The sequence below is a fragment of the Streptacidiphilus jeojiensis genome (assembly GCF_042510965.1).
Classification (GTDB): domain Bacteria; phylum Actinomycetota; class Actinomycetes; order Streptomycetales; family Streptomycetaceae; genus Streptacidiphilus; species Streptacidiphilus jeojiensis.
Genome location: NZ_JBEUKS010000001.1, coordinates 630,945 through 652,077 on the forward strand (window position 1 = coordinate 630,945; position 21,133 = coordinate 652,077).

The 21,133-nt window shown below is 71.8% G+C and carries 18 protein-coding genes; 9 read left to right on the forward strand and 9 right to left on the reverse strand.

The features are described 5' to 3' along the window. Positions 1–3: 3 nt before the first annotated feature. The gene (locus tag ABUW04_RS02840; protein ID WP_380562342.1) at positions 4–933 is read left to right on the forward strand and encodes an NADP-dependent oxidoreductase; all 930 of its coding nucleotides are present in this window, start codon (positions 4–6) and stop codon (positions 931–933) included. Here ABUW04_RS02840 and ABUW04_RS02845 read toward each other — a convergent pair. Both ABUW04_RS02845 and ABUW04_RS02850 read right to left on the reverse strand, forming a co-directional pair. Then, the gene (locus ABUW04_RS02845; protein WP_380562344.1) at positions 922–1,554 is read right to left on the reverse strand and encodes an HAD family hydrolase; all 633 of its coding nucleotides are present in this window, start codon (positions 1,552–1,554) and stop codon (positions 922–924) included. The genes ABUW04_RS02840 and ABUW04_RS02845 overlap by 12 nt on opposite strands. A gap of 32 nt (positions 1,555–1,586) precedes the next feature. Next, entirely contained in the window at positions 1,587–2,792 is a 1,206-nt protein-coding gene (locus ABUW04_RS02850; RefSeq protein WP_380562346.1) for an MFS transporter, read from the reverse strand. 89 nt (positions 2,793–2,881) lie between these two features. On the opposite strand from ABUW04_RS02850, the gene ABUW04_RS02855 reads away from it, so the two are divergent. Next, complete coding sequence (locus ABUW04_RS02855) at positions 2,882–3,643, forward strand: DeoR/GlpR family DNA-binding transcription regulator (RefSeq protein ID WP_380562348.1); 762 nt, start codon at positions 2,882–2,884, stop codon at positions 3,641–3,643. A gap of 18 nt (positions 3,644–3,661) precedes the next feature. After that, a complete protein-coding gene (locus tag ABUW04_RS02860) occupies positions 3,662–4,924 on the forward strand; it encodes an MFS transporter (RefSeq protein ID WP_380562350.1) in 1,263 nt (420 codons plus the stop codon). Here the strand turns inward: ABUW04_RS02860 and ABUW04_RS02865 are convergent. Then, positions 4,911–6,905 carry a heavy metal translocating P-type ATPase gene (locus ABUW04_RS02865; protein WP_380562352.1) on the reverse strand — a complete coding sequence of 665 codons (1,995 nt, stop codon included), beginning with the start codon at positions 6,903–6,905 and terminating at the stop codon, positions 4,911–4,913. The two genes, ABUW04_RS02860 and ABUW04_RS02865, sit on opposite strands and share 14 nt — an antisense overlap. 93 nt (positions 6,906–6,998) lie before the next feature. Here ABUW04_RS02865 and ABUW04_RS02870 point away from each other — a divergent pair, with 93 nt between their 5' ends. Continuing rightward, on the forward strand, positions 6,999–7,367 hold the full coding sequence (locus ABUW04_RS02870) for an ArsR/SmtB family transcription factor (RefSeq protein ID WP_380562354.1): 369 nt from the start codon (positions 6,999–7,001) through the stop codon (positions 7,365–7,367). A 28-nt stretch (positions 7,368–7,395) separates the two neighbouring features. Here the strand turns inward: ABUW04_RS02870 and ABUW04_RS02875 are convergent, their stop codons facing one another. From ABUW04_RS02875 to manD, 4 genes are all read right to left on the reverse strand, one after another. Beyond that, positions 7,396–8,349 carry an alpha/beta hydrolase gene (locus tag ABUW04_RS02875; RefSeq protein ID WP_380562356.1) on the reverse strand — a complete coding sequence of 318 codons (954 nt, stop codon included), beginning with the start codon at positions 8,347–8,349 and terminating at the stop codon, positions 7,396–7,398. A gap of 45 nt (positions 8,350–8,394) precedes the next feature. Next, positions 8,395–9,807 carry a mannitol dehydrogenase family protein gene (locus tag ABUW04_RS02880; protein ID WP_380562358.1) on the reverse strand — a complete coding sequence of 471 codons (1,413 nt, stop codon included), beginning with the start codon at positions 9,805–9,807 and terminating at the stop codon, positions 8,395–8,397. 84 nt (positions 9,808–9,891) lie between these two features. Beyond that, the gene (locus ABUW04_RS02885) at positions 9,892–11,523 is read right to left on the reverse strand and encodes an MFS transporter (RefSeq protein WP_380562360.1); all 1,632 of its coding nucleotides are present in this window, start codon (positions 11,521–11,523) and stop codon (positions 9,892–9,894) included. Between the two features lie 108 nt (positions 11,524–11,631). Further along, complete coding sequence (manD, locus tag ABUW04_RS02890; protein ID WP_380562363.1) at positions 11,632–12,858, reverse strand: D-mannonate dehydratase ManD; 1,227 nt, start codon at positions 12,856–12,858, stop codon at positions 11,632–11,634. Positions 12,859–13,033: 175 nt separating this feature from the next. Here manD and ABUW04_RS02895 point away from each other — a divergent pair, with 175 nt between their 5' ends. The 3 genes from ABUW04_RS02895 to ABUW04_RS02905 all read left to right on the forward strand — a co-directional run bounded on the left by ABUW04_RS02895 (position 13,034) and on the right by ABUW04_RS02905 (position 16,076). Then, the gene (locus ABUW04_RS02895; protein ID WP_380562365.1) at positions 13,034–14,020 is read left to right on the forward strand and encodes an alpha/beta hydrolase; all 987 of its coding nucleotides are present in this window, start codon (positions 13,034–13,036) and stop codon (positions 14,018–14,020) included. Positions 14,021–14,046: 26 nt separating this feature from the next. Next, positions 14,047–15,270: an AGE family epimerase/isomerase gene (locus ABUW04_RS02900; RefSeq protein WP_380562367.1), complete on the forward strand. Its 1,224-nt coding sequence runs from the start codon at positions 14,047–14,049 to the stop codon at positions 15,268–15,270. A gap of 92 nt (positions 15,271–15,362) precedes the next feature. After that, the gene (locus tag ABUW04_RS02905) at positions 15,363–16,076 is read left to right on the forward strand and encodes a FadR/GntR family transcriptional regulator (RefSeq protein ID WP_380562369.1); all 714 of its coding nucleotides are present in this window, start codon (positions 15,363–15,365) and stop codon (positions 16,074–16,076) included. A 10-nt stretch (positions 16,077–16,086) separates the two neighbouring features. Here the strand turns inward: ABUW04_RS02905 and ABUW04_RS02910 are convergent, their stop codons facing one another. Next, entirely contained in the window at positions 16,087–16,488 is a 402-nt protein-coding gene (locus tag ABUW04_RS02910) for a Zn-ribbon domain-containing OB-fold protein (protein WP_051725813.1), read from the reverse strand. 121 nt (positions 16,489–16,609) lie between these two features. Between ABUW04_RS02910 and ABUW04_RS02915 the strand changes: the two genes are divergently transcribed. Both ABUW04_RS02915 and ABUW04_RS02920 read left to right on the forward strand, forming a co-directional pair. Then, positions 16,610–17,305, forward strand: a complete 696-nt coding sequence (locus tag ABUW04_RS02915; protein WP_030258326.1) for a TetR/AcrR family transcriptional regulator — start codon at positions 16,610–16,612, stop codon at positions 17,303–17,305. 121 nt (positions 17,306–17,426) lie between these two features. Beyond that, positions 17,427–19,352 carry an ABC1 kinase family protein gene (locus ABUW04_RS02920; RefSeq protein ID WP_030258328.1) on the forward strand — a complete coding sequence of 642 codons (1,926 nt, stop codon included), beginning with the start codon at positions 17,427–17,429 and terminating at the stop codon, positions 19,350–19,352. Positions 19,353–19,379: 27 nt separating this feature from the next. Here ABUW04_RS02920 and ABUW04_RS02925 read toward each other — a convergent pair whose 3' ends face one another. Next, the gene (locus ABUW04_RS02925) at positions 19,380–21,035 is read right to left on the reverse strand and encodes a flavin-containing monooxygenase (RefSeq protein ID WP_380562371.1); all 1,656 of its coding nucleotides are present in this window, start codon (positions 21,033–21,035) and stop codon (positions 19,380–19,382) included. Positions 21,036–21,133: the final 98 nt, after the last annotated feature.

Genomic DNA, 21,133 nt, shown 5'->3' on the forward strand with positions numbered 1-21,133 from the left:
GCCATGCCCCGAGCAGTGCGTTTCAAGGAGTACGGCGGCATCGAGGTCCTCGACGTGGTCGAGGTGGAGAAGCCGGTCCCGGGGGCCGGGGAGGTACTGGTCGCGGTGCGGGCAGCGGGTATCAACCCCGGTGAGGCCAAGATCCGCAGCGGTGTGCTGCACTCCCGCTGGCCGGCGACCTTCCCCTCGGGCCAGGGCAGCGACCTGGCCGGCACCGTCGAGGCGGTGGGCGCCGGGGTGAGCGGCTTCGCGGTGGGTGACGAGGTCTTCGGCTTCACCGACGACCGCGCCAGCCAGGCCGAGTTCGTAGCCGTCCCCGCGGACCACCTGGTGCACCGGCCCGCCAAGGTGCCGGTGGAGGTGGCCGGGGCGCTGTTCGTCGCCGGCACGACCGCCTACGCGGCGGTACGGGCCGTGGCCCTGTCGCCCGGCGACGTCGTGGTGGTCTCCGGCGCGGCGGGAGGCGTGGGCTCACTCGCCGTGCAGCTGGCGAAGAACGCGGGTGCCACGGTCATCGGCCTGGCCGGCCCGGCCAACCACGACTGGCTGCGCGGGCACGGGGTGATCCCGGTGGCCTACGGCGCCGGAGTCGGCGACCGGATCAAGGAGGCCGCGGCCGGGCAGGTCGACGCTTTCATCGACACCTACGGCGACGGCTATGTGCGGCTGGCGATCGACCTGGGCGTCGCGCCCGAACGCATCGACACCGTCATCGACTTCGCCGCCGCCGAGGAGTTCGGCGTCCGCACCGACGGCAACGGCGCCGGCGCCAGCGCGCCGGTGCTGGCCGAACTCGCGGAGCTGGTCGCGGACGGGCGGCTGGAGGTCCCCATCGCCCGCACCTATCCCCTCGCCGACGTGCAGGACGCCTACCGCGAACTGGAGCGCAACCACACCCACGGCAAGATCGTCCTGCTGCCGTCAGACGGCTGACCCGGAGCCCGTCGCGAGCCAGCCGTCGATGACCTGCTCCAGGTCACCGAGGCCGCTGAACAGGTGGCCGGCCATGCCCTCGGCCTGCGCGGCGCGGACGTTCTCCGCGCGGTCGTCGACGAAGAGGAAGTCGGCGGCCTCGGCGCCCATGGTGCTGATGCAGTGCTGGAACGCGGCCGGGTCCGGCTTGGCCGCTTTGATCTTTCCGGAGAAGGCGAGCTGGTCCAGGCTCCGCAGCCAGGGCTGGGCCGCGAGCAGGGCGTCGGCGTGGTCGGCGGGGATGTTGGACAGCACAGCGACCCTGGCACGGGCGCGCAGGGACTGCGCGAAGGCGACCATCCGGCTGTCGACGCGTGACCAGCTGTCGATGTCGGCCAGCCGCAACGCCTCGACCGTCGCGGAACCGACGGGACGGGACAGCAGCCGCAGCACCTCGGCCCAGTACTCCTGGGCGGACAGCCGCCCGGCGTCGTAGGGCGGGCGCAGCTCCCAGTAGGCCTTGGTGAAGGCGTCCTCGGGCGCGTCGCAGCCGGCTGCCATCCGCGCGAGGGAGCCGGGGCGCTGGTGCAGGGCGATGACCCCGTAGAGGTCGAACAGTACGATCCGCTGACTGATCGTCATGGGATTCCTTCCGACTGTGGCGACGGGCGTGTTCAGGGGCGCTGGGCCAGTTCGGGCTCGGCCGTGACCGCGGGTTCGCCGGTGGCTCCGGTGCGCAGGATCCCGGCGGCGACGGCGGCGACCACCAGCAGCAGTGCCGGGAGCAGGAAGGTGTGGTTGAGCCCGGTCAGCCGGGTCATCCAGCCGATCAGTGCCGGTCCGGCGAGCATGCCGAGGTAGCCCAGGCCGGCGACCCGGGAGACGTTGGCGCCCGCGGCGGCGGGGTCGGTGTGCCCGGCGGCGCTGAACAGCTGCGGGACGCAGCCGGACAGGCCCAGGCCGAAGACCGCCCAGCCGATCAGGGTCGCCCAGATCCACGGCGAGAAGGCCACCACGGTGAGCCCGACCGCGCCGGCGGCGGCGCCGTAGCGCAGGACGGCCGCCGGTCCGAACCGCCGGGAGACGCGGTCGGCCAGCAGCCGGCCGATGGTCATGGTGGCGGCGTAGGTGCCGTAGGCGAACGAGGCGGTGGCGGCCGGGGCGCCGAGGATGTTCTTCGCCTCCAGGGCGCTCCAGTCGTTGGCGACCCCTTCGCAGAGCATGCACATCAGCGCCAGTGCGGCCAGGATCCAGATGCGTCCGGGTACGGCACGCCGCTTCGCGACGGGTTCGGCCTCCGGGGAGGCCGGTGCGGAGGCCGGTGCGGTTCCCAGCAGGCTGCGGGCCGGCAGCAGGGCGATCACGATGCCGACCGCTCCTGCGGCGCCCAGGGTGGCGGTCGGACTCATGCCCGCGCTGGTGGCCCGTGCCCCGACCAGCGCGGCGATCACTCCGCCGACGGAGAAGGTGGCGTGGAAGGCGGACATGACGGGTCGTCCGTAGGCCTTCTCCACGTGCACGGCGTGGGTGTTCATGCTGACGTCGAGGCAGCCGTTGCCGAAGCCGAAGAGCAGCAGCGCGCCCGCCAGCGCCCAGGGATCGGGGGCCAGGCCGGGCAGCACGAGGGCTGCGGCGCACAGCACGCCGGCGGCGGGGACCACGAGGCGAGTGCCGAAGCGGTCGGCCAGCCGGCCGGCGACCTGCATGCCGAGGAACGCGCCGAGGCCCAGCAGGACCAGCAGGCTTCCCAGGGTCGCGTTGCTGATTCCCACGCGTTGCTCGATGGCCGGGATCTGCACCAGCCACATGCCCATCAGGGTGCCGTTGAGGACGAAGTAGACGAAGGTCGCGACACGGGCGGCGCGGAGGGAGCGGTTCATGCAAACCACCATAACGAACATATATTGTGTTTGAAAAGCGCTACTAAGCACACCTTGCATGTTCGATGCGGGTGGTGTTGAATCCCGTCATGAGCAATGCGGACCGGCACCGGCAGATCGCCCAGGCCGTCAGGGATTCGGGCAGTGCCACGGTGCTGGAGCTCGCCGAGCTGACCGGCGCCTCGGAGATGACCATCCGGCGCGATCTGGACACCCTGGCCGAGCAGGGCGCCCTCGAACGCGTCCGCGGCGGGGCGCGCACCCTGCTGCTCCGGGGCGAGGAACCGCCCTTCGCGCTGCGCGCCCACGAGGGGGCCGACGCCAAGCGCCGGATCGCGGCCGAGGTGTCCCGGCTCATCGCCGACGGCGAGACCGTCCTGCTCGACAGCGGCACCACCTGCCTGGAGGTGGCCCGCCTGCTCCGGGGACGGCGCGTCACCGTGATGCCCCTGTCGCTGCAGGCCGTTCACGTGCTCAGCGACGCTCCCGCCGCGACCACGCTGATCGTGCCGGGCGGCCGGCCCCGCGCCGCCGAGGGCGCCCTGACCGGCCCGCTCACCCTCGCCTCGCTGGCGGCGCTGCGGTTCGACACGGCGGTCCTCGGCTGCTGCGGACTGAGCGCGGCCGAGGGCGTGACCGCCTACGACCTCGACGACGCGGCGGTGAAGAAGGCGGTCATCGCCTCCGCCCGCCGGGTCATCGCCGCCGCCGACGGCGGCAAGCTCGGCCGCACCGCCCACGCCTACGTCGGCCCCTCCTCCCTGCTGCACACCCTGGTCACCGACACCACCGCACCCCCCGACGAAGTAGCAGCGCTCGAAGCAACCGGCACCGTCGTCAGCACCGCCTAGATCCGAGGGGTCTCCTCCGTGCCATCCGCACTCGCCACCGCCGAGGTCGCGACCGCCCCGTCCGCCGTGCGCTCGGTCTGGGCCTCGCCGCTCTACCGCGGCGCGACCGTCGCGCTGTTCCTCTCCGGGCTCGGGACCTCCGCCGCCGCGCCGCAGATCACCCTGTTCCTGGTCAACGACCTGCATGTGTCGCTGACCACGGCCGGGCTGTTCTACCTCACCAACATCACCGCCCCGCTCGCCGGCTATCTGATCGGCACACGCTCGGACCGCTCCGGGAAACGGCTCGGGCTGTTCCGCTGGTGCGCCCTCGCCGGAGCCCTCGGCTGGGCCGCCATGGCCGTGGCCGACCGGGCCTGGATACCCTTCGTGATCAGCGCCCTCGTCCTGGCCTTCTCCGGCGCGGCCGGCTCACAGCTGTTCGCCGCGGTCCACGACGACCTGAAGGCGACCGCGAGCCCGGTGGCCGACGGGGTGGTCTCGGTCGTACGGATGGCGCTGACGGCCGGATGGGTCGTCGGCCCCGTCCTGGGCTCGCTGCTGGCGACGGCCGCAGGGCCCCGGGTGATGCTCGCGGCCACCGGGGCCTGCGCCCTGGCGCAGATCCTCCCCATGGGCTTCGCCCGCAGCAGCGGCGACCGGCCCGGCGCAGCGGCTGACGCACCCGCCGAGGAGCTGACCGAGACTCTGACGGAGCGTCACGCGCCGCGCCCCGGGCTGCGGGCGATGCTTCCGCTGCTCGCGTTCACCGGGCTCTACGTCCTCGTCTACGCGGGCGAGCCGATCAAGTACGGCTACCTGCCCATCTACATGCGCGACAGCATGCATCTGCCGACGGCGGTCAGCGGCGCGGTCATCGGCATCCAGCCGCTGGTCGAGCTGGTGCTGATGCCGGTGGCGGTGGTCGTCGCCCGCCGCATCGGCATGATGCCGCTGATGGTCCTCGGCGCGGCGTTCGGCGTCGGCGCGAACCTCTGCTTCGCCCTGACCGGCAACGCGGCCGGGATGTTCGCCGGGCAGATCCTGATGGGCGGGGTGTGGGGGGTGTTCGCCGGCCTGGGCATCATCGTCGCCCAACGGCTGCTGCCACAGGCCGTGGCGACCGCGTCGGCGGTCTTCATGAGCTCAACGGCCGTCGCCAGCGCCCTCGGTGGGCTGACCGGCAGCCTGGGTGTCAGCGTGCTCGGCCTGCCGCATGTCTTCCTCGCCCCGGCCCTGTTCGGACTCCTCGCCACCGGCGGGATGGCCGTCCTGAGCCGCTCCCGGTTCAGCGTGCGCTGAGCGCCGCGGCACGGTTCCACGCGGTGTCGCGCAGCAGCCGCAGACCGTTCAGGCCCACGATCACCGTGGAGCCCTCGTGCCCGAGCACGCCGAGCGGCAGCGGCAGCCGTCCGGCCAGGTCCCAGACGACCAGGCCGGAGATGAACACCGCGGCGATCACCAGGTTCTGCACCACCAGCCGACGGGCCCGGCGGGACAGGGCGACCACGGTGGGGACGGTGGACAGTTCGTCGCGGACGATCACCGCGTCCGCGGTCTCCAGGGCGAGGTCGGAACCGGCCCGGCCCATGGCGAGGCCGCTGTGGGCGGCGGCCAGCGCCGGGGCGTCGTTGACACCGTCACCGACGACCAGGACCTTGCGCCCGGCCTGCTGCTGCTCCCGCACCGCGGCGACCTTGTCCTGCGGCAGCAGTCCGGCCCGCACGTCGGTGATGCCGACCTCGGCGGCCAGCCGCGCGGCCGCGCGCGGGTTGTCCCCGGTCACCAGCAGCGGAGCCCGGCCGGTCAGCCCCGCCAGGGCCGCGACGGTGGCGGCGGCGTCCGGACGCAGCCGGTCGGCGATGCCGAGCACACCGACGGGGGTCCCGTCGCACTCGACCACGACGGCGGTGCGCCCCTCGCCTTCCAACTCCGCTGCCAGCGCGGCGGCCCCGGTGGACCGGACCTCCCCGCTCCCGGACCCGTCCAGCAGCCGCGCCGGGGCGCCCACCGCGACGGCGACACCGCGCACGGTGGCCCTCACCCCGACCCCGGGGGTCGAGCTGAAGTCCTCGGCGACCGGCAGGGCCAACCCGCGCTCGCGGGCCGCGCCGACCACCGCACGGGCCAGCGGATGCTCGCTGGGGTGCTCCGCCGACGCCGCCAGGCTCAGCAACTCCCCCTCCGACAGCCCGGATCCGCTCAGCGGGCGGATGTCGGAGACCCGGGGCGTGCCCTCGGTCAACGTGCCGGTCTTGTCCAGCGCGACCGCATCGACCTGGCCCAACTGCTCCATCACCACGGCCGACTTGACCAGCACGCCGTGGCGTCCGGCATTGGCGATGGCGGAGAGCAGCGGCGGCATGGTGGCGAGCACCACCGCACAGGGCGAGGCCACGATCATGAAGGTCATCGCGCGCAGCAGCGAGCCGGTCACGGCGGCGCCGAACGCCAGCGGGACCAGGAAGACCGCGAGGGTGGCGACGACCATGCCCAGCGAGTAGCGCTGTTCGACCTTCTCGATGAACAGCTGGGTGGGGGCCTTGGTCTGGGATGCTTCCTCGACCATGGCCACGATGCGGGCGATCACCGAGTCGGAGGCGTCGCGCTCGACCTGGACCCGCAGCGCCCCGGTGCCGTTCAGGGTGCCGGCGAAGACCTCGTCGCCGGCCCGCTTGGCGACCGGCAGGGGTTCACCGGTGATGGTGGCCTGGTCGACCTCGGATGCACCGTCCAGGACCCTGCCGTCCACACCGACCCGCTCGCCGGGGCGGATCACGATGATGTCGCCGACCACCAGGGCCCCGGTGGCGACCGACTCCTCGGAGCCGTCGTCCAGCAGTCGGGTGGCGGTGGCGGGCGCGAGGTCCAGCAGGCCGCGCACCGAGTCCTGGGTGCGCGCGGTGGCCAGCGCCTCCAGCGCGCCCGAGGTGGCGAAGATGACGATCAGCAGCGCTCCGTCCATGACCTGCCCGATCGAGGCCGCGCCGATCGCGGCGACGATCATCAGCAGGTCCACGTCCAGGGTCCGCTCGCGCAGCGCCTGCAGTCCGGCCCACCCCGGCTCCCAGCCGCCGGTGACGTAGGCGACCGCGTAGAGCGGCCCCCACACCCAGGCGGCCGCGCCGGCCAGTTGCAGCGGCAGGGCGAGCAGGAACGCGCCCGTGGCGACCGCTGCCCAGCGGGCTTCGGCCAGCGCGAACACCTGGGTGCGCCGGGCGGGGGCCACCGTGTCCCGGAGGTCCGCAACCGGTGCGGGCCGCCGGGTGAGGGTCGTGGACATGGGTGGTTCCTTCGCTGCGGCAGGACGGGGTGACCCGTCCACCATAGCGGAACGATTGAACAGTCATTCACGCATCATCGGTAGGATGCGGTCATGGGACACGGAGTCGACGAGAGAGCGCGAGCCAGCGCACGCGAGCGCCTGGACCACGTCGGCAGCGCCGGTGTGGCCACCATGCTCCAGGCCCTGGCCACCCCGTCCCGGCTGCTGATCCTCGCCCGCCTGGTCGAGGGACCCTGCTCGGCCAGCGACCTGGCCACCGCCGCGGGCATGGAGCGCTCCGCCTGCTCGCACCAACTACGGCTGCTGAAGAACCTCGGCCTGGTCGTCGCCGAACGGCACGGCCGGTCCATGGTCTACGCCCTGTACGACAACCACGTCGCCGAACTCCTGGACCAGGCCATCTACCACGTAGAGCACCTGAAACTCGGCCTCCCCGACGCCGAGGACCCCGCCACCTGATCTCCGGCCGCCTCCCAGGGGCATCGGCTCACGCGGGGAGCTCGACGGCCTCTCCGGCGAGTGCGGCCTTGTTGACGGCGGCCAGGACGGTGTTGGCCTCGGCGCGCCAGTCGCGGGCGGGTTGCCAGTCCGGCAGGGACATCGACCCGTGGACGTGGCCGGGCAGGGTCCGGCTGACGGCCTGGACGCCGGCGTCGCGCAGCCTTGCCGCATAGGCCTCGCACTCGTCGCGGCGGGGGTCGAACTCCGCGTTCATGAAGTACGCGGGTGCGAGGCCTTCGAGGTCGGGGGCGAACAGCGGGGACGCGTACGGGTGGGCGCGTTCGGCGAGCGAGGAGAGGTAGAGGTCGACCATCGCGAGGTCCGTCTCTCGCGAGGTGTCGTGCTCGGGGCGCGGGTTGCGCCAGGCGTTCGAGGTCTTGGTCAGGTCCGTGCCGGCGATCTCGAGCAGTTGCAGTGCGAGCGCGGGGCCGCCCAGGTCACGGGTCATCAGGGAGACGGCCGCGGCGAAGTTCCCGCCGGAGGAGGAGCCGCCGACGGTGACGGCGTCGAGGGCGATGCCGTGGCGTCCGGGATCCGCGGTCAGGCCGGTGAGCGCGGTGTAGCAGTCGTTGACCCCGGCGGGGAAGCGGTGTTCGGGTGCCAGCCGGTACTCGACGGAGGCGACCAGGCAGGCGGCGTCGAGGGCGCGCCGGGAGAGCAGGCCGTCGAGGTCTCCGGACAGCGCCGAGCCGACCACGAACCCGCCGCCGTGGAAGTAGAGGTGCAGCGGCAGATCACCGCGGCCCGCCGGGCGGTACAGCCGGACCGGGACACCGTCGATCTCGGTGTCGCTGATGGCGACGCCGTCGACCGGTCCGTCGGACAGATCCGGCAGTCGGACCATGCCGCGCAGCGTCGGCATGTCGTCGAGGCTCAACCCGGCACCGGCCATCGCCCGGTACTGGTCGAGCAGGGCGCGCACGGGGGGTTCGAGGTCCATGGTGGCCGTTCCTCTGCTCAGATTAGATGGGATGTTTATTCTGATCTAGCTTATTGGTGGGATCGTAAGTTGGCCGCTGTGCAGGGTCAAGCACCGCTCCAGTGCGCGGGCGTGCGCGGTGACGGCGGTGGTCAGTTCCGCGTCGTCGGCCAGTGACGGGTCAAGAAAGGCGAGCGCGCGGCGGGCCGCCTGCGGAAGCGGTCCTGCGGCGAGGGCCGGGTCCGTGGCGGCGTCCTGCACCTGGGCGCCGTGGCCACGCAGATGAAGCAGCCAGCCCGCCAGTGCCCGCGCCGCGCCCTGCGGCAGGCGGCCCGCGGCCCGCTCGGCGCGCAGCGTCGGCAGGAGGCGGACCGGGAGCTTCTGCGAGCCGTCGGCCGCGATCTGCGCGAGCGAGTGCCGGATGCGCGGGTTGGCGAAGCGTTCCAGCAGTGCGTCCTGGTAGGCGGTCAGCTCTGCCCCAGGCAGCGGCAGACCGCGTGCGGCCTCCTGCCACCACTGGGCCAGCCACTCGCGGCAGCGCGGGTCGGCCACGGCCTGGGCGACGGTGGTGTGGCCCAGCAGCGGGGCCGTGTAGGCCAGCAGCGAGTGGGCGCCGTTGAGCAGCCACAGCTTGCGCTGCTCGAACGGCAGCACGTCCGGGACGAAGCGGGCGCCGGCGTCCTCCCACCGGGGACGGCCACTGGGGAAGGCGCCGGAGAGGACCCATTCGGAGAAGGGCTCGGTCACCACCGGCGCACCGTCCTCGAAGCCGCTCGCCGCGCCGACCCGGTCGCGGTCGGCCCCGGTGGTCGCGGGCGTGATCCTGTCGACCATGGTGTTGGCGAACGGGGCGTGCTGCGCGGCGACGATCAGGGCGGCGTCTCCGACCGCTTCAGCGAGGTCCCGCACGACGCGCTGCGCCGCCTCGGCGTTGCCGGGCAGGTTGTCGCAGGGCACGATCGTCGGCGGTGGCAGGCCCGCTGCCCTGCGGGCCGCGAGTCCGATCAGCAGCTTGGCGGGCGCTGTGGTGACCTCCGCGACGCGGGAGGCCCTGAGCGCGGCGATGTCCGAGCAGACATCGGGCCGCGCGGTGTCCAGCCCGCCACCACCGGTGCGGCCGCTGTCGGCATCGCCCGGCCGGGCCCTGGCGTATCCGGCCTCGGTGACCGTCAGGGTGACGACGCCCAGTCCGGGCCTGCGCCAGTAGTCCAGCCAGGCGGCGTGGTCCGTGCCGGAATGTGCCGCGCTCAGCGAGCGGACGATTTCGCGGCGGTCGGCCTCCGGGCCGCGGACGACCAGGATGTAGCGGCAGCCCTGGGCGGTGAGCGTCCGGGCGAGGTCGGGACGGCGGCCGGTGAAGGCGGCGATGCCCCATGCGTCGGCGTCCGGCGCGTGGTGGGTGTACCACGCCTGATGCGCCCGGAAGAAGCTGCCCAGCCCCAGGTGCAGCATGCGCACCGGCCGGATCTGATCTGTCATCAGTACTCGCTCCTACGGGTCGGGTCGGGTCGGTGGCGCGGCGCGGTCGGAGGGTCTCCGCCGCGCCGCGCGAGACGGCCGGTGTCACTGTTCGACGGCGGTGCCTCCGCGGGCCGGGGTCCGGCCGGTACGCAGGGCGAGGGCGAGGATCAGGGCGAGGGCGGCCGGAACGACGCCGAGGAGCAGGTAGACCAGGCTGTAGGCGGAGTTGTCGTAGACCTGGGGTATGTCGGTGGTGGTCGTGGCGCCGGTGGGCTGCGTGATCACCATCCGGTAGGGGTGGGCGGCGACGATCGCGGTGAACAGGGCCGTGGTGACGGCGGTGCCGATGCTGCCGAACACGGCGAACATGCCCGAGCTGACGCCCTGCCGCTGGGCCGGCACGGTGTCCATGAGCAGGTTGGGCGCGGAGGCGAAGAAGAAGCCGAAGGCCAGTCCGAAGGCCAGGCCGATGGAGATCTGCTGCTGCCAGGTCTTGTGCCACTCGACCCACAGCGCGGCAGCGACCACGAACGCGACCAGGCTGATGATCAGCGGCAGGCGGGTGCCGATCCGTCGGGCCAGATAACCGCCGATGGGACCGAAGACCATGCCGAACACGGACGTCCAGATCGACACGTGGACGGCCAGTTGCAGGATGGAGAAGCCCGCGGCGTAGCTGATGTCGCCCTCGAAGTGGACCAGCGGGGCGACGGCGGCGACGGTGGTGTGGGCCTGGGCCGCGACGCCGGCCAGGAGTTGGTTGTCGAGCACCGCGGCCTTGGGCGTCTCGAACATGTAGGGCACGACCAGGCTCATGACGCTGAGGACCCCGGTGGCGAGCAGCGAGATCAGCATCAGGAACAGCACTTTGGGGGCGCGCAGCAGCCGCAGTTCCATCATCGGCTGCTCGGTGCGTCTCTCCCAGAGCAGGAAGGCCGCCAGGCAGGCCAGTCCGGCGATCAGGTAGCCGAGGTTGCTCATCGTGCCCCAGCCCCAGCTGGAGCCCTCGCTGAGGTAGATCAGGGAGAGGCCGATGCCGGCGCCGAAGAGCAGGGCGCCCGGGGTGTCCAGGCGGCTGCGCAGGCGCAACGGGCTCTCCGGGACGGCCGCGAGGAACAGCGCCAGGGCGACGCAGGTGTACACCAGCATGAACCAGAAGATGGAGCGCCAGCTGTAGTGGTCGGTCAGGGCGCCCACGATCAGGGGGCCGGCGACGGCGGACAGGCCGAAGCCGGTGCCGAGGACGGCGACGCAGATCGGGATCCACCGACGCGGCATCAGGTCGCGCACCAGGCCGTACTCGACGGCGGCGATGCCCGATGCGAGGGCGCCGATGCCGCGGCCGGTCAGGAACAGGGCCCAGTTGTCGGTCAGCGCACAGATCAGTGTGCCGACCAGGAACAGCAGGGTGGCCAGCGCGACCACGCGCTTCTTGCCCCAGACGTCGCCGAGCTTGCCGACCAGCGCGATGGTGGCGCCGCCGACGACGCCCATGATGGTGCCGGCCCAGGTGATGGCGGCGCCGGCCTGCGGGAAGCCGGTGGCGATCTTGGGGATCGCGACACCGATCATCAAGTTCTGCAGCGGGATGATCTCGGAGAGTGTGACGAGGGCGATCAGAACGAGGACGAGGCGGCCGGTGGAGGCACCGTCGAGGCGGCCCGCGTCCTCCGAGGGGTCGCGGCTGCCGAGGCCGTCGGCCTGCGGCGCGGGTGGAATGGTCTGCTCGGTCACTGTGCACCTCTTCATCGGGGTGGGGTGTGAGGGCTCGTCGGGTGGGGTGTGCGGCTGGTGGGCGGTGGTGGCTGGTGATGCGGCGTCAGTCGGGAGTCGTCGCCGGCCTCACCAGTCGTGCACGGTCCCGTCGACGGCGAGCCGGTTCACCGGCAGGTAGGCCGCCTGGTACGGGAAGGCCGCGGCGGCTTCGAGATCCATCTCGACGCCGAGGCCGGGGGTGTCGCCGGGGTGCAGCAGGCCGTCCTCGAACCGGTAGCCGGTCCGGAAGACGGTCAGCGTGTCGGGGCTGTGCCGCATGTACTCCTGGATCCCGAAGTTGTGGATCGCAAGGCCCAGGTGCAGTGCGGCGGCCATCCCGATGGGCGAGACATCGGTGGGTCCGTGCATGCCGGACTTGATCTGGTACATCGCGGCGAAGTCGAGCAGTTTGCGCATCGCGGTGATGCCGCCGGTGTGCGTGACCGCCGAGCGGACGTAGTCGATCAGCCGCTCGCTGATCAGCGTCTGGTAGTCCCAGACGGTGTTGAACGTCTCGCCGAGGGCCAGCGGGGTGGTGGTGTGCTGGCGCACCAGGCGCAGAGCTGCCGGGTCCTCGGCCGGGGTGCAGTCCTCCAGCCAGAACAGGTCGTAGGGTTCGAGGCTCCTGCCGAGGCGGGCGGCCTCGACCGGGGTCATCCGGTGGTGGCCGTCGTGCAGCAGGGGCAGGTCCGGACCGTACTTGCCGCGGACGGCTTCGAAGACGCCGGGGACATGGCGCAGGTAGGCGCGGGTGTCCCAGTGCTCCTCGGTCGGGCGGGCGGCTGCACGTGCCGGCTCGTAGTCGTAGCGCTGTCCGCCGCCGGCTGCTGCCACGCCGTAGACCTGGCCCAGCCCGGGCACCCCGGTCTGGATGCGCACGGCCCGGTAGCCGGCGTCCAGGTGCTGGTCGATCGAGTCGAAGAGGGCCGGTAGCTCGCCTCCGCTGGCGTGCCCGTAGGCGAGCAGCCCCCGCCTGCTGGCGCCGCCGAGCAGCTGGTAGAGCGGCATCTCGGCGTACTTCGCCTTGATGTCCCACAGCGCCACGTCCACCGCGGCGATGGCCGCCATCGTCACCGGGCCGCGGCGCCAGTAGCCGCCGCGGTACAGGTACTGCCAGGTGTCCTCGATCGCGCCCGCGTCGCGGCCGATCAGGGTCGGGTTGAGGTGGTCGCGCAGGTAGCTGGCGACGGCGAGCTCGCGGCCGTTGAGCGTGGCGTCGCCCCAGCCGACCACCCCGTCCTCGGTCTCCAGACGCAGACTCACGAAGTTGCGGCCGGGGCAGGTGACGACGACTTCAGCAGACGTGATCTTCATGAGCAGCCCTCCATCATTAATGGGATGTTTGATTGTGTGATGCTAAAGAGAGGATGTTTAGTCGTCAAGGGCCTGCGAAAACTTGCCAACACCCCCTTGATCTCGGTCGACCGTCGACCTAACATCCCACTACTGACAAGCAAGATTATGTAGATCCTATGTATGGAGGACGACGATGGAGCTCGAAGCACCCGTCCGCGCACTGCTCGACGGCTACCGTTCAATGGCCGCGGTCGGCCTGGACCTGAACGACCCGGAGGACCTGTCGAAGATCCGCGCCATGGCGATCCAGACGGACCTCGACCTGTCGGACGGTCCAGTCGACGGCGTGGAGATCAGCGACGTCGTCATCGACGACGTCCCGGTCCGGCTGTACCGGCCCGCGGCCGGCGGCGCGCTCCCCCTGCACGTCTACTTCCACGGCGGCGGCTTCATGCTGGGGTCCGCACTCTCAGGGGAGTTGGACGGTCTGCTCTCGCGCCGTGCCCTGGACGCCCACTGCCTGGTGGCGTCGGTCGAGTACCGCCTGGCCCCTGAGCACCGGTTCCCCGCCGGGGTGAACGACTGCTACGCGGCACTCATCGGCCTGTGCGCCGATGCCGAGCGCAACGGCATCGCTCCGCAGGCCGTCACCATGGGCGGGGCCTCGGCCGGCGGCAACCTGGCCGCAGCGGTGGCGCTGAAGGCCCGGGACACGGACGGCCCCCGGATCAGCCTGCAGTTGATCGAGATCGCGGGCCTGGACCTCACCGACTCGTCCCGGGCCTGGCGCAACCCCGACCTCGGCCACGACACCACCCGCGAGGCCGACGTCGCCTGGAACGACCTGCACCTCTCCTCGCCCGCCGAGCGGGTCCACCCGTATGTCTCCCCGTTCTTCGCCCCGGACCTTGCGGGCCTCGCTCCCGCGTACCTCATGAACGCCGAGTTCGACCCCCGCCGCGACGAGTGCGAGGCCTACGCGGCCCGGCTGCAGGACGCCGGCGTCCAGGCGGTCAGCCGCACCATGCGCGGGCACATCCACGGATCCTCGATGCTGCCGAACTGGCGGCCCGCACAGGACTGGCGCGCAGCGGCCAACGCGGTCCTCGCCGCAGCCCACGAGGCCGCGCTCGCCGGCCGCCCGGTCGACCTCCCCGTCGCCGCGACGACGACAGCCTGAAGACGACCACGGCCTGAAGGAGCGTCATGGCAGCACTGCCCCGGCCCGGAAGCCCCGCCTATCTGCGAGCCGAAGGAGACCGCCTACTGGCCTTCGCCCGCAACGCCCGCCTGCCCGACTGGGGCTTCGGCTGGCTCGACTCGCAGGGAACGCCGCTGGCGGACGACACCGTCCACACCTACGTCACCGCCCGTATGACGCACGTGTTCGCACTCGCCGCCCTGCTCGGCCACCCGTGGGCGGCCGACTACGCGGACCACGGCATCGCAGCACTCACCGGTCCACTGCACGACGACCGCCACGACGGCTGGCACACCGCCACCGACCGCAGCGGCCGACCGCTGGCGGACGAGAAGTCCGCCTACCCGCACGTGTTCGTGGTCCTGGCCGCGGCCGGCGCGGCCATGGCCGGGCGGCCGGGCGCCGCCGAACTGCTGACACACGCGCTGGAAGTCGTCGAGCAGCGGTTCCGGGAACCCGGGTCCGGCCTGCTGCGCGAAAGGTGGGACCGCTCCTGGCGCTCGCTGGACGGCTACCGCGGCGGCAACAGCAATATGCACGCCATCGAGGCGCTGCTGGCCGCCGGCGACGCGACGGGCGACCCACAACTGGCCGCCCAGGCACTGAGGATCGCCGACCAGCTGGTGAACTCCACCGCACGGCAGGCGGAGTGGCGCATCGTCGAACACTTCGACCAGGACTGGTCACCGCTCTGGCGCTACCACGAGGAACGTCCGGCCGACCCGTTCCGGCCGTTCGGTTCCACGGTCGGCCACGGCATCGAATGGTCGCGCCTCCTGGTCCAGCTGCACACCGCCCTCCCCGACGCACCGGACTGGCTGCTCCCGGCCGCCCTCGAGCTGTTCGGGCGCGCCGAACGCGACGGCTGGTCGGCCGACGGACACCAGGGCTTCGTCTACACGGTCGACTGGACCGGCACCCCCGTGGTGCGCGCGCGCCTGCACTGGGTGCTCGCCGAGGCGGTGGGGGCGGCAGCCGTACTGCACCGCGCCACCGGCGACCCGCACTACCGGCAGCGCTACGACACCTGGTGGCAGTGGGCGGAGGATCATCTCGTCGACCGCGACGCGGGCAGCTGGCACCACGAACTGGACGTCGCCGGCCGTCCCGCGTCGACCGTGAAGACGGGCAAGGCCGACGTCTACCACGCTTTCCAGGCGACGCTGCTGCCAGGGCTGCGCACGGCGCCGTCCCTCGCCGCCGCACTGATCCCGGCCCGCACGCCCTAGGACCCTGGCTCCAGGTGCTACCGGTAGGATGTCTCATCGGGTTGGGATGTCTTAGAGGACTTCGGGCGTCGCACACGCCTGTGGAGGCAATGATGGGCGTTCAGACGCTGGGCCAGGAGGTCGCCGAGCGGCTTCGCCGGGACCTGGCCGAAGGGGCCTTCAAGCCCGGGGAGAAGCTGCCGCCGGAGCGGGAGCTGATGGCACGTTACTCGGTCGGCCGCAACACCGTCCGGGAGGCGGTGCGCGGTCTGGTCGCGCTGGGAATGCTGGAGGTCAAGGCCGGCTCCGGGACCACGGTCTCCCGGATCGACGGCCGGACGGCCCTGGCCCGCACGGTGGGCGACCGGCCGATGGACGAGTCGGCGCTGGAGGACCTGGTCGAGTTCCGTCTGCTGCTCGAGGGCCAGGCGGCGCAGTTGGCCGCCGAGCGGGCCACGCCCGAGGACCTGGAGCGGATCCGCGAGGGGCTGGCGGCCTACCAGAACGCGGTGCGCCGGCACGAGGCCGTCTACGAGCACGACGTGGCCTTCCACCGCGCCGTGTCCCAGGCCGCACACAACCGGCTGTTCCTGGACGTGATCGACACCAGTTCGCAGCTGTTCCAGGGCGCCATGCAGGCCGCCGACCACTCCCCGGAGGACCTCCTCAAGGCCGCCGAGGAGCACGCGATGGTCGCCCACCACGTGCTGATGGGCGACGCCGAGGCCGCCGGCCGGGCCATGCGGGCGCACATCCTGGCCGGCAACGGACGCCGCCTCAAGGGCACCGCCACCAGGACAACCTCCGGCGCGCCGTCGACGACCTGACCGGGCTGCCTCAGAAGTACTCGTGGGCGGCGCGGGGTCGCTCGCTGCCCGGCTGCAGGGCCAGTTCGAAGACCGGGTGCTCCGCCGGGCCGGCGTTGACGCTGCAGTGCACGCGGGATCCCGACTGCAGCTCGTGCCAGGACTCGCCGACGACCCAGCCCTCGACCTGCGGGCCCTCGTCGAGCTGGATCAGCGAGAAGGCGGGCGGGTAGTGCGTCCTGTTCGGGGTGGATCGGACCGAGGTCACCTTGCCGCTGCCCGAACTGCGCTCCCAGGTCAGCTCGTCGCCCGCGCACACGCGGCAGAGGTTGACGTGGCGCAGCTGCGCCGAGTTGCACCAGACGCAGCGCTGGAACCAGAGCTCGCGGCTGCCGGGGTCCGCGTCCGCGGCAAGGGGGTGGGTGCTGTCCATGGCGTTTCGCCTTCCGCCGAGGGGATCGAGCGTTTGGGACTCAGTGCCATACTTACGGTACTGAGTCCCACCAGGGGTGGCAAGTAGTCCCCGGGGATCGAACAGGGAAGGATGGGCGGCTATGAGCAGGCCTTCCGTGCGTGACCGGCTGACCGACGCCGCCCTGACGCTCTTCGACGAGCGCGGCTACGAGCAGACGACGGTGGAGGACATCGTCGAACGCGCCGGGGTGGGCCGCACCACCTTCTTCCGGCACTACGGCTCGAAGGAGGCGGTGATCTTCCCCGACCACGACCGGCTGCTCGACGCCGTCCGCGACCGCCTCACCACCTCCAGCCACGCCACCGGGCTGGTGGCCGTCTCCGACGCGGTCCGACTGGTGCTGCTGCACTACCTGGAGGAGGGCGACCTCGCCCGCCGCCGCTACGCCCTGACCAGCAAGGTCGCCGCGCTGCGGGACCGGGAGATCGCAAGCGTCGGCCGCTACCAGCGACTGTTCCGCGAGTTCATCACCGACTGGATGGGCGACCGCACCCCCGGGGCCTCGCTGCGGGCCGAGATCATGGCCGCCGCCGTGGTCTCCGCCCACAACCACGTCCTGCGGCGCTGGCTCCGCGGCGAGTGCGCCGACCCCGTCGCCGAGATCGACGAGGCCATGCGCGACGTCATCGCCCTCTTCGCCCCGGCCGGCACCCCACAGGGCACCACCGACCGCAGCACTGACGGCACCACCGTCCTCGCCTTCCGCAGCGACCAGGACCTGGACGCGCTGCTCCCCGAGCTGCGCCGGCTCCTGACCGGGAGCAGTAAGGGCTGAGACGCCCACCGTCGACACCCGGATGGCGGCGCAGTCCGGGTGGGCACCCGGCCCTCCGTGGTCGAATGACTGGTGGTCAGGGTGGTCCGGCACCCCCGCCCCTGTGACGGGAGGAGGCCCCGTGGTCCTACGACTGGTACTGGTGTCGCTGGGCATCGTCGTGGCCGCCGCCTGGATCGTGCGGCGCCTGCTCGGCATCGACCGCGGGCGCTGGGCGGCCACCCTGGTGTCGGTGGTCGTCGGCGAGGGCGCGACGATCGGGATCCTTCAGGCCGTCACCGGGCACGCGACCAGCCTCTCGTGGCGGTGGGTGCCGGTCGGCCTGGCCATGGTGACCTGCCTGTCGATGCTGACCTTCGCACTGCTGGAACTGCTGGTCGGGAGCCTGCGCAGCAGGCAGGGTGCCCGAGTCCTGCTCCACCCGCTGGCCTCGCTGCGCCGGCTGGCCGCACGGACCACCCGATATCTCCAGGTCAGCATGATCGCCTTTCGCAACGGCCTGCTGCGCGGCGGCGGGGACGAGCTGCAGCCACCGGGGTCGCGGCTGGGGCGTTCGCTCACCGCGACCTTCGAGGACGCGGGCGGCCTGTTCGTGAAGCTCGGTCAGGCGATGGCCGCGCAGCCGCACCTGACCACTCCCGCGGTCGCCGCCGAGCTGTCCCGGCTGCACGACCAGGTGGTCCCGGCCGACCTCGCCGCGATCCGCGCCGTGATCCAGGACGAGCTCGGGCCGCCGGAGGACGTCTTCGCGGACTTCGTCCCGGACCCCGCCGGGGCCGCCTCGATCGCCCAAACCCACTTCGCCACCCTGCACGACGGCCGGGCGGTGGTGGTGAAGGTGCAGCGGCCGGGAATGCGCGAGTCGGTCGAACGCGACCTCGACATCCTGGAGCGCCTGGTCGACCGCCTGGACCGACGGGCGGCCTGGGCCCGGTCGCTGGGCCTCAAGGAGTTGGCCGCCGGCTTCGCCGAGTCGACCCGCGAGGAACTGGACTTCCGCTACGAGGCGGCGAACGTCGCAGCCGCGCGACAGGCCGTGCAGGGTGTGGAGCTGATCTCAGTGCCGCAGGTGATGGACGAGTTCACCACCGGCCGGGTCCTGGTGGAGGAGCGGGTGCAGGGCCGCAGCCTGGCCACGCCGGGGGTGCTGGACCGGCTCGACGGCGACCGGCGACGGCCGCTGGCCGACGCCCTGCTGGGACTGATGATCCGCCAGATGGCCGCCGGGGAGCGGTTCCACGCCGACCCGCACCCGGGCAATGTGTTCCTCACCCCGGACGGGCGGCTGGCGCTGATCGACTTCGGTGCGGTGGGGCGGCTCAACCGCTTCGAGCGCGCCGGCCTGATCGACCTGCTGCGCGGCATGCAGACCGAGGACCCGTCCCTGCTGCGGCAAGGGGCCCTGCGGATCGGGACCCTGTCCGCGCGGCTGGACACCGACGCCCTGGACCGCGAACTGGCCGGGCTGCTGTCCCGCGCCACCCGGCCCGACGGCACCCTGAACCCGGCCCTGTTCACCGACTTCCTGACCGTGTTCCGCGATTTCGGCATCGCGCTCCCCCGCTCGACCACGACCCTCTTCCGCACCCTGGTCACCCTGGTCGGGACCATCGAACTCATCGACCCCCGGTACAACCTGATCCAGGGCATCCAGCGCCTGGGCGGCGAGGTCGTGGCCCAGCAGATGTTCTCCGGAGGCATCCGCGAGTTCCTCCAGCAGGAGGCACTGTCGGCGGCCCCGCTGCTCAAGCGCCTGCCCCAGGACATCGACGACCTGGCCCGGGGCCTGGTGCGGGGCGAGATCCGGACCCGCACCAGCCTGCTGTCCGAACCGGAGGACGTCCGGGTCGCCACCGGACTGCTGAACCGCCTGGTCCTGGGCATGATCGGGACCGGGCTGGCGCTGGCCTCGGCCCTGCTGCTCACCGTGCAGTCCGCCCCGGGGCACGACATCGGTCTGGTCGACGTCATCGGCGGCATCGGGCTCTCCTTCTCCGCCCTGCTCCTGCTGCGGGTGATCGTGCAGATCTTCCGCGAGCAGAACTGAGTCCGCCGCGCCCCGGGGCCGTCCTCGCTACTCCGCGCCCACGGCTGCGCCCGCAGCCGCGGTCACGGCCGCGCGGGTGAAGGCTCCGCCGTAGTTCTCGGTCGAGGAGACCTCGTTGAGGATCTCGTGGAGCTTGCCGCGGCCGCCGGGGTTGAGCAGGAACTTGCGCACCTTCCCCTGGACGTTGGCGCCGTAGTAGTGGCTGTGCTCGGCGGAGAAGATCGACCGCGGGGCCAGCTCCTCGATCATCGTCATCCACAGCTCCTGCTGCGCCGCGGTCGGCTCGAAGACGTCGTAGCCGTGCTCGCGGGCGTACATCAGCGTGCCGAGGATCCAGTCGACCTGGTCCTGGGAGTAGCGCGGGTAGTTGCCCCCGCCGGCGCCGTGCGGGCCGCCGGGGAAGAAGAAGTTGGGCAGCAGGTGCGCGCTGAAGCCGCCGAAGTCGGAGGGGCCGTCCTCCCAGTCGACGCCGAGGTCCAGGCCCTGCCGGCCGCGAACGCCCATCCGGGTCAGCGCGCCGGTGCCGAAGTCGAAGCCGGTCGCGTAGACGATGATGTCGTAGTCGCGGTGCCGCTCGGTGGTCTCGATGCCGGTGGCGTCGATCCTCAGGATCGGGGTCTCCCGCAGCGAGACCAGCGAGGCGTTCGGCTTGTTGAAGGACTCGTAGTAGTCCGCGACGAACGGCGGGCGCTTGGCGCCGAAGAGGTGGTCCGTCGGGATCAGTCGCTCGGCCGTCACCGGGTCGGTGACGATGGAGCGGATCTTGTTGGCGAGGAACTCGCAGAACTCCAGGTTGACCTCGCGATTGGTCGTCATGTCGTAGTAGTTGGAGGTCAGTTTGGCGAACCCGGGGCTCTTCCAGATGGTCTCGTAGAAGGCCTGCCGCTGCTCCGGGGAGTCGGCCGTGGAGAACTTGCCGGCCGGGGTGTGCAGGAAGCCCGACGGGGAGGTGCAGAGGATCTTGACGATCTCGTCGAAGTTGTCGCTGAGCCACTCCTGGCGCTCGTCCGAGATCGGGGCGTTGTTCAGCGGGGTGGTCCAGGTCGGCGTGCGCTGGTAGAGGTCCACGCTGGCGACGGTGTCCACGATCGCCGGCAGCAGCTGGGCGCCGCTGGGTCCGTTGCCGATGATGGCGACCCGCTTGCCGGCGAAGTCGAGCGGGGTGTGCGGCCAGGCGCCGGTGTGGTGGGCCTCGCCGCGGAAGTCCTCCAGGCCCTCGATCTCCGGGTAGTGCGGGACCGAGAGGCCGCCGGTCGCCGAGATCACCCAGCGGGCCCGCAGCACGGTGCCCTTCTCGGTGCGCACCGTCCACACGTTGTTGGCCTCGTCGTGCACCGCCGAGACGACCTTCTCCCCGGTGCGGATGGACTCGCGCAGGTCGAAGCGGTCGACGACGAAATTGAGGTAGCCCTCGATCTCCGGCTGGGTCGCGAACTCCTCCTTCCAGCGCCACTCGTCGAAGAGCTCCTTGGAGAAGATGTAGGCGTAGGTGTAGCTCTCGGAGTCGAAGCGCGCCGAGGGGTAGCGGTTCCAGTACCAGACGCCGCCCACGCCGTCGCCGGCTTCCAGCGTCTGCGCGGAGAACCCTGCCTCCAGCGCCCGGTAGAGCGCGTAGATGCCGACGACTCCGGCACCGATCACCAGCACCTCGACGTCAACGTCGTTGTCGACCTGCCCTGCCATGCTGACCCACTCCCACTCGGTTCCGACTGCCCTGACAGCAGCTCTCTGGATCTAAGCACGAGTGATGAAAAATGACAACGAATCCAGTCTTTAAGCAG

Excerpts from the sequence above, each read along its gene's own strand:
- ABUW04_RS02840 (WP_380562342.1), top strand. The coding sequence starts at position 4 with ATGCCCCGAGCAGTGCGTTTCAAGGAGTACGGCGGCATCGAGGTCCTC.
- ABUW04_RS02845 (WP_380562344.1), bottom strand. The coding sequence starts at position 1,554 with ATGACGATCAGTCAGCGGATCGTACTGTTCGACCTCTACGGGGTCATC.
- ABUW04_RS02850 (WP_380562346.1), bottom strand. The coding sequence starts at position 2,792 with ATGAACCGCTCCCTCCGCGCCGCCCGTGTCGCGACCTTCGTCTACTTC.
- ABUW04_RS02855 (WP_380562348.1), top strand. The coding sequence starts at position 2,882 with ATGAGCAATGCGGACCGGCACCGGCAGATCGCCCAGGCCGTCAGGGAT.
- ABUW04_RS02865 (WP_380562352.1), bottom strand. The coding sequence starts at position 6,905 with ATGTCCACGACCCTCACCCGGCGGCCCGCACCGGTTGCGGACCTCCGG.
- ABUW04_RS02870 (WP_380562354.1), top strand. The coding sequence starts at position 6,999 with ATGGGACACGGAGTCGACGAGAGAGCGCGAGCCAGCGCACGCGAGCGC.
- ABUW04_RS02875 (WP_380562356.1), bottom strand. The coding sequence starts at position 8,349 with ATGGACCTCGAACCCCCCGTGCGCGCCCTGCTCGACCAGTACCGGGCG.
- ABUW04_RS02880 (WP_380562358.1), bottom strand. The coding sequence starts at position 9,807 with ATGACAGATCAGATCCGGCCGGTGCGCATGCTGCACCTGGGGCTGGGC.
- manD (WP_380562363.1), bottom strand. The coding sequence starts at position 12,858 with ATGAAGATCACGTCTGCTGAAGTCGTCGTCACCTGCCCCGGCCGCAAC.
- ABUW04_RS02895 (WP_380562365.1), top strand. The coding sequence starts at position 13,034 with ATGGAGCTCGAAGCACCCGTCCGCGCACTGCTCGACGGCTACCGTTCA.
- ABUW04_RS02900 (WP_380562367.1), top strand. The coding sequence starts at position 14,047 with ATGGCAGCACTGCCCCGGCCCGGAAGCCCCGCCTATCTGCGAGCCGAA.
- ABUW04_RS02905 (WP_380562369.1), top strand. The coding sequence starts at position 15,363 with ATGGGCGTTCAGACGCTGGGCCAGGAGGTCGCCGAGCGGCTTCGCCGG.
- ABUW04_RS02910 (WP_051725813.1), bottom strand. The coding sequence starts at position 16,488 with ATGGACAGCACCCACCCCCTTGCCGCGGACGCGGACCCCGGCAGCCGC.
- ABUW04_RS02915 (WP_030258326.1), top strand. The coding sequence starts at position 16,610 with ATGAGCAGGCCTTCCGTGCGTGACCGGCTGACCGACGCCGCCCTGACG.
- ABUW04_RS02925 (WP_380562371.1), bottom strand. The coding sequence starts at position 21,035 with ATGGCAGGGCAGGTCGACAACGACGTTGACGTCGAGGTGCTGGTGATC.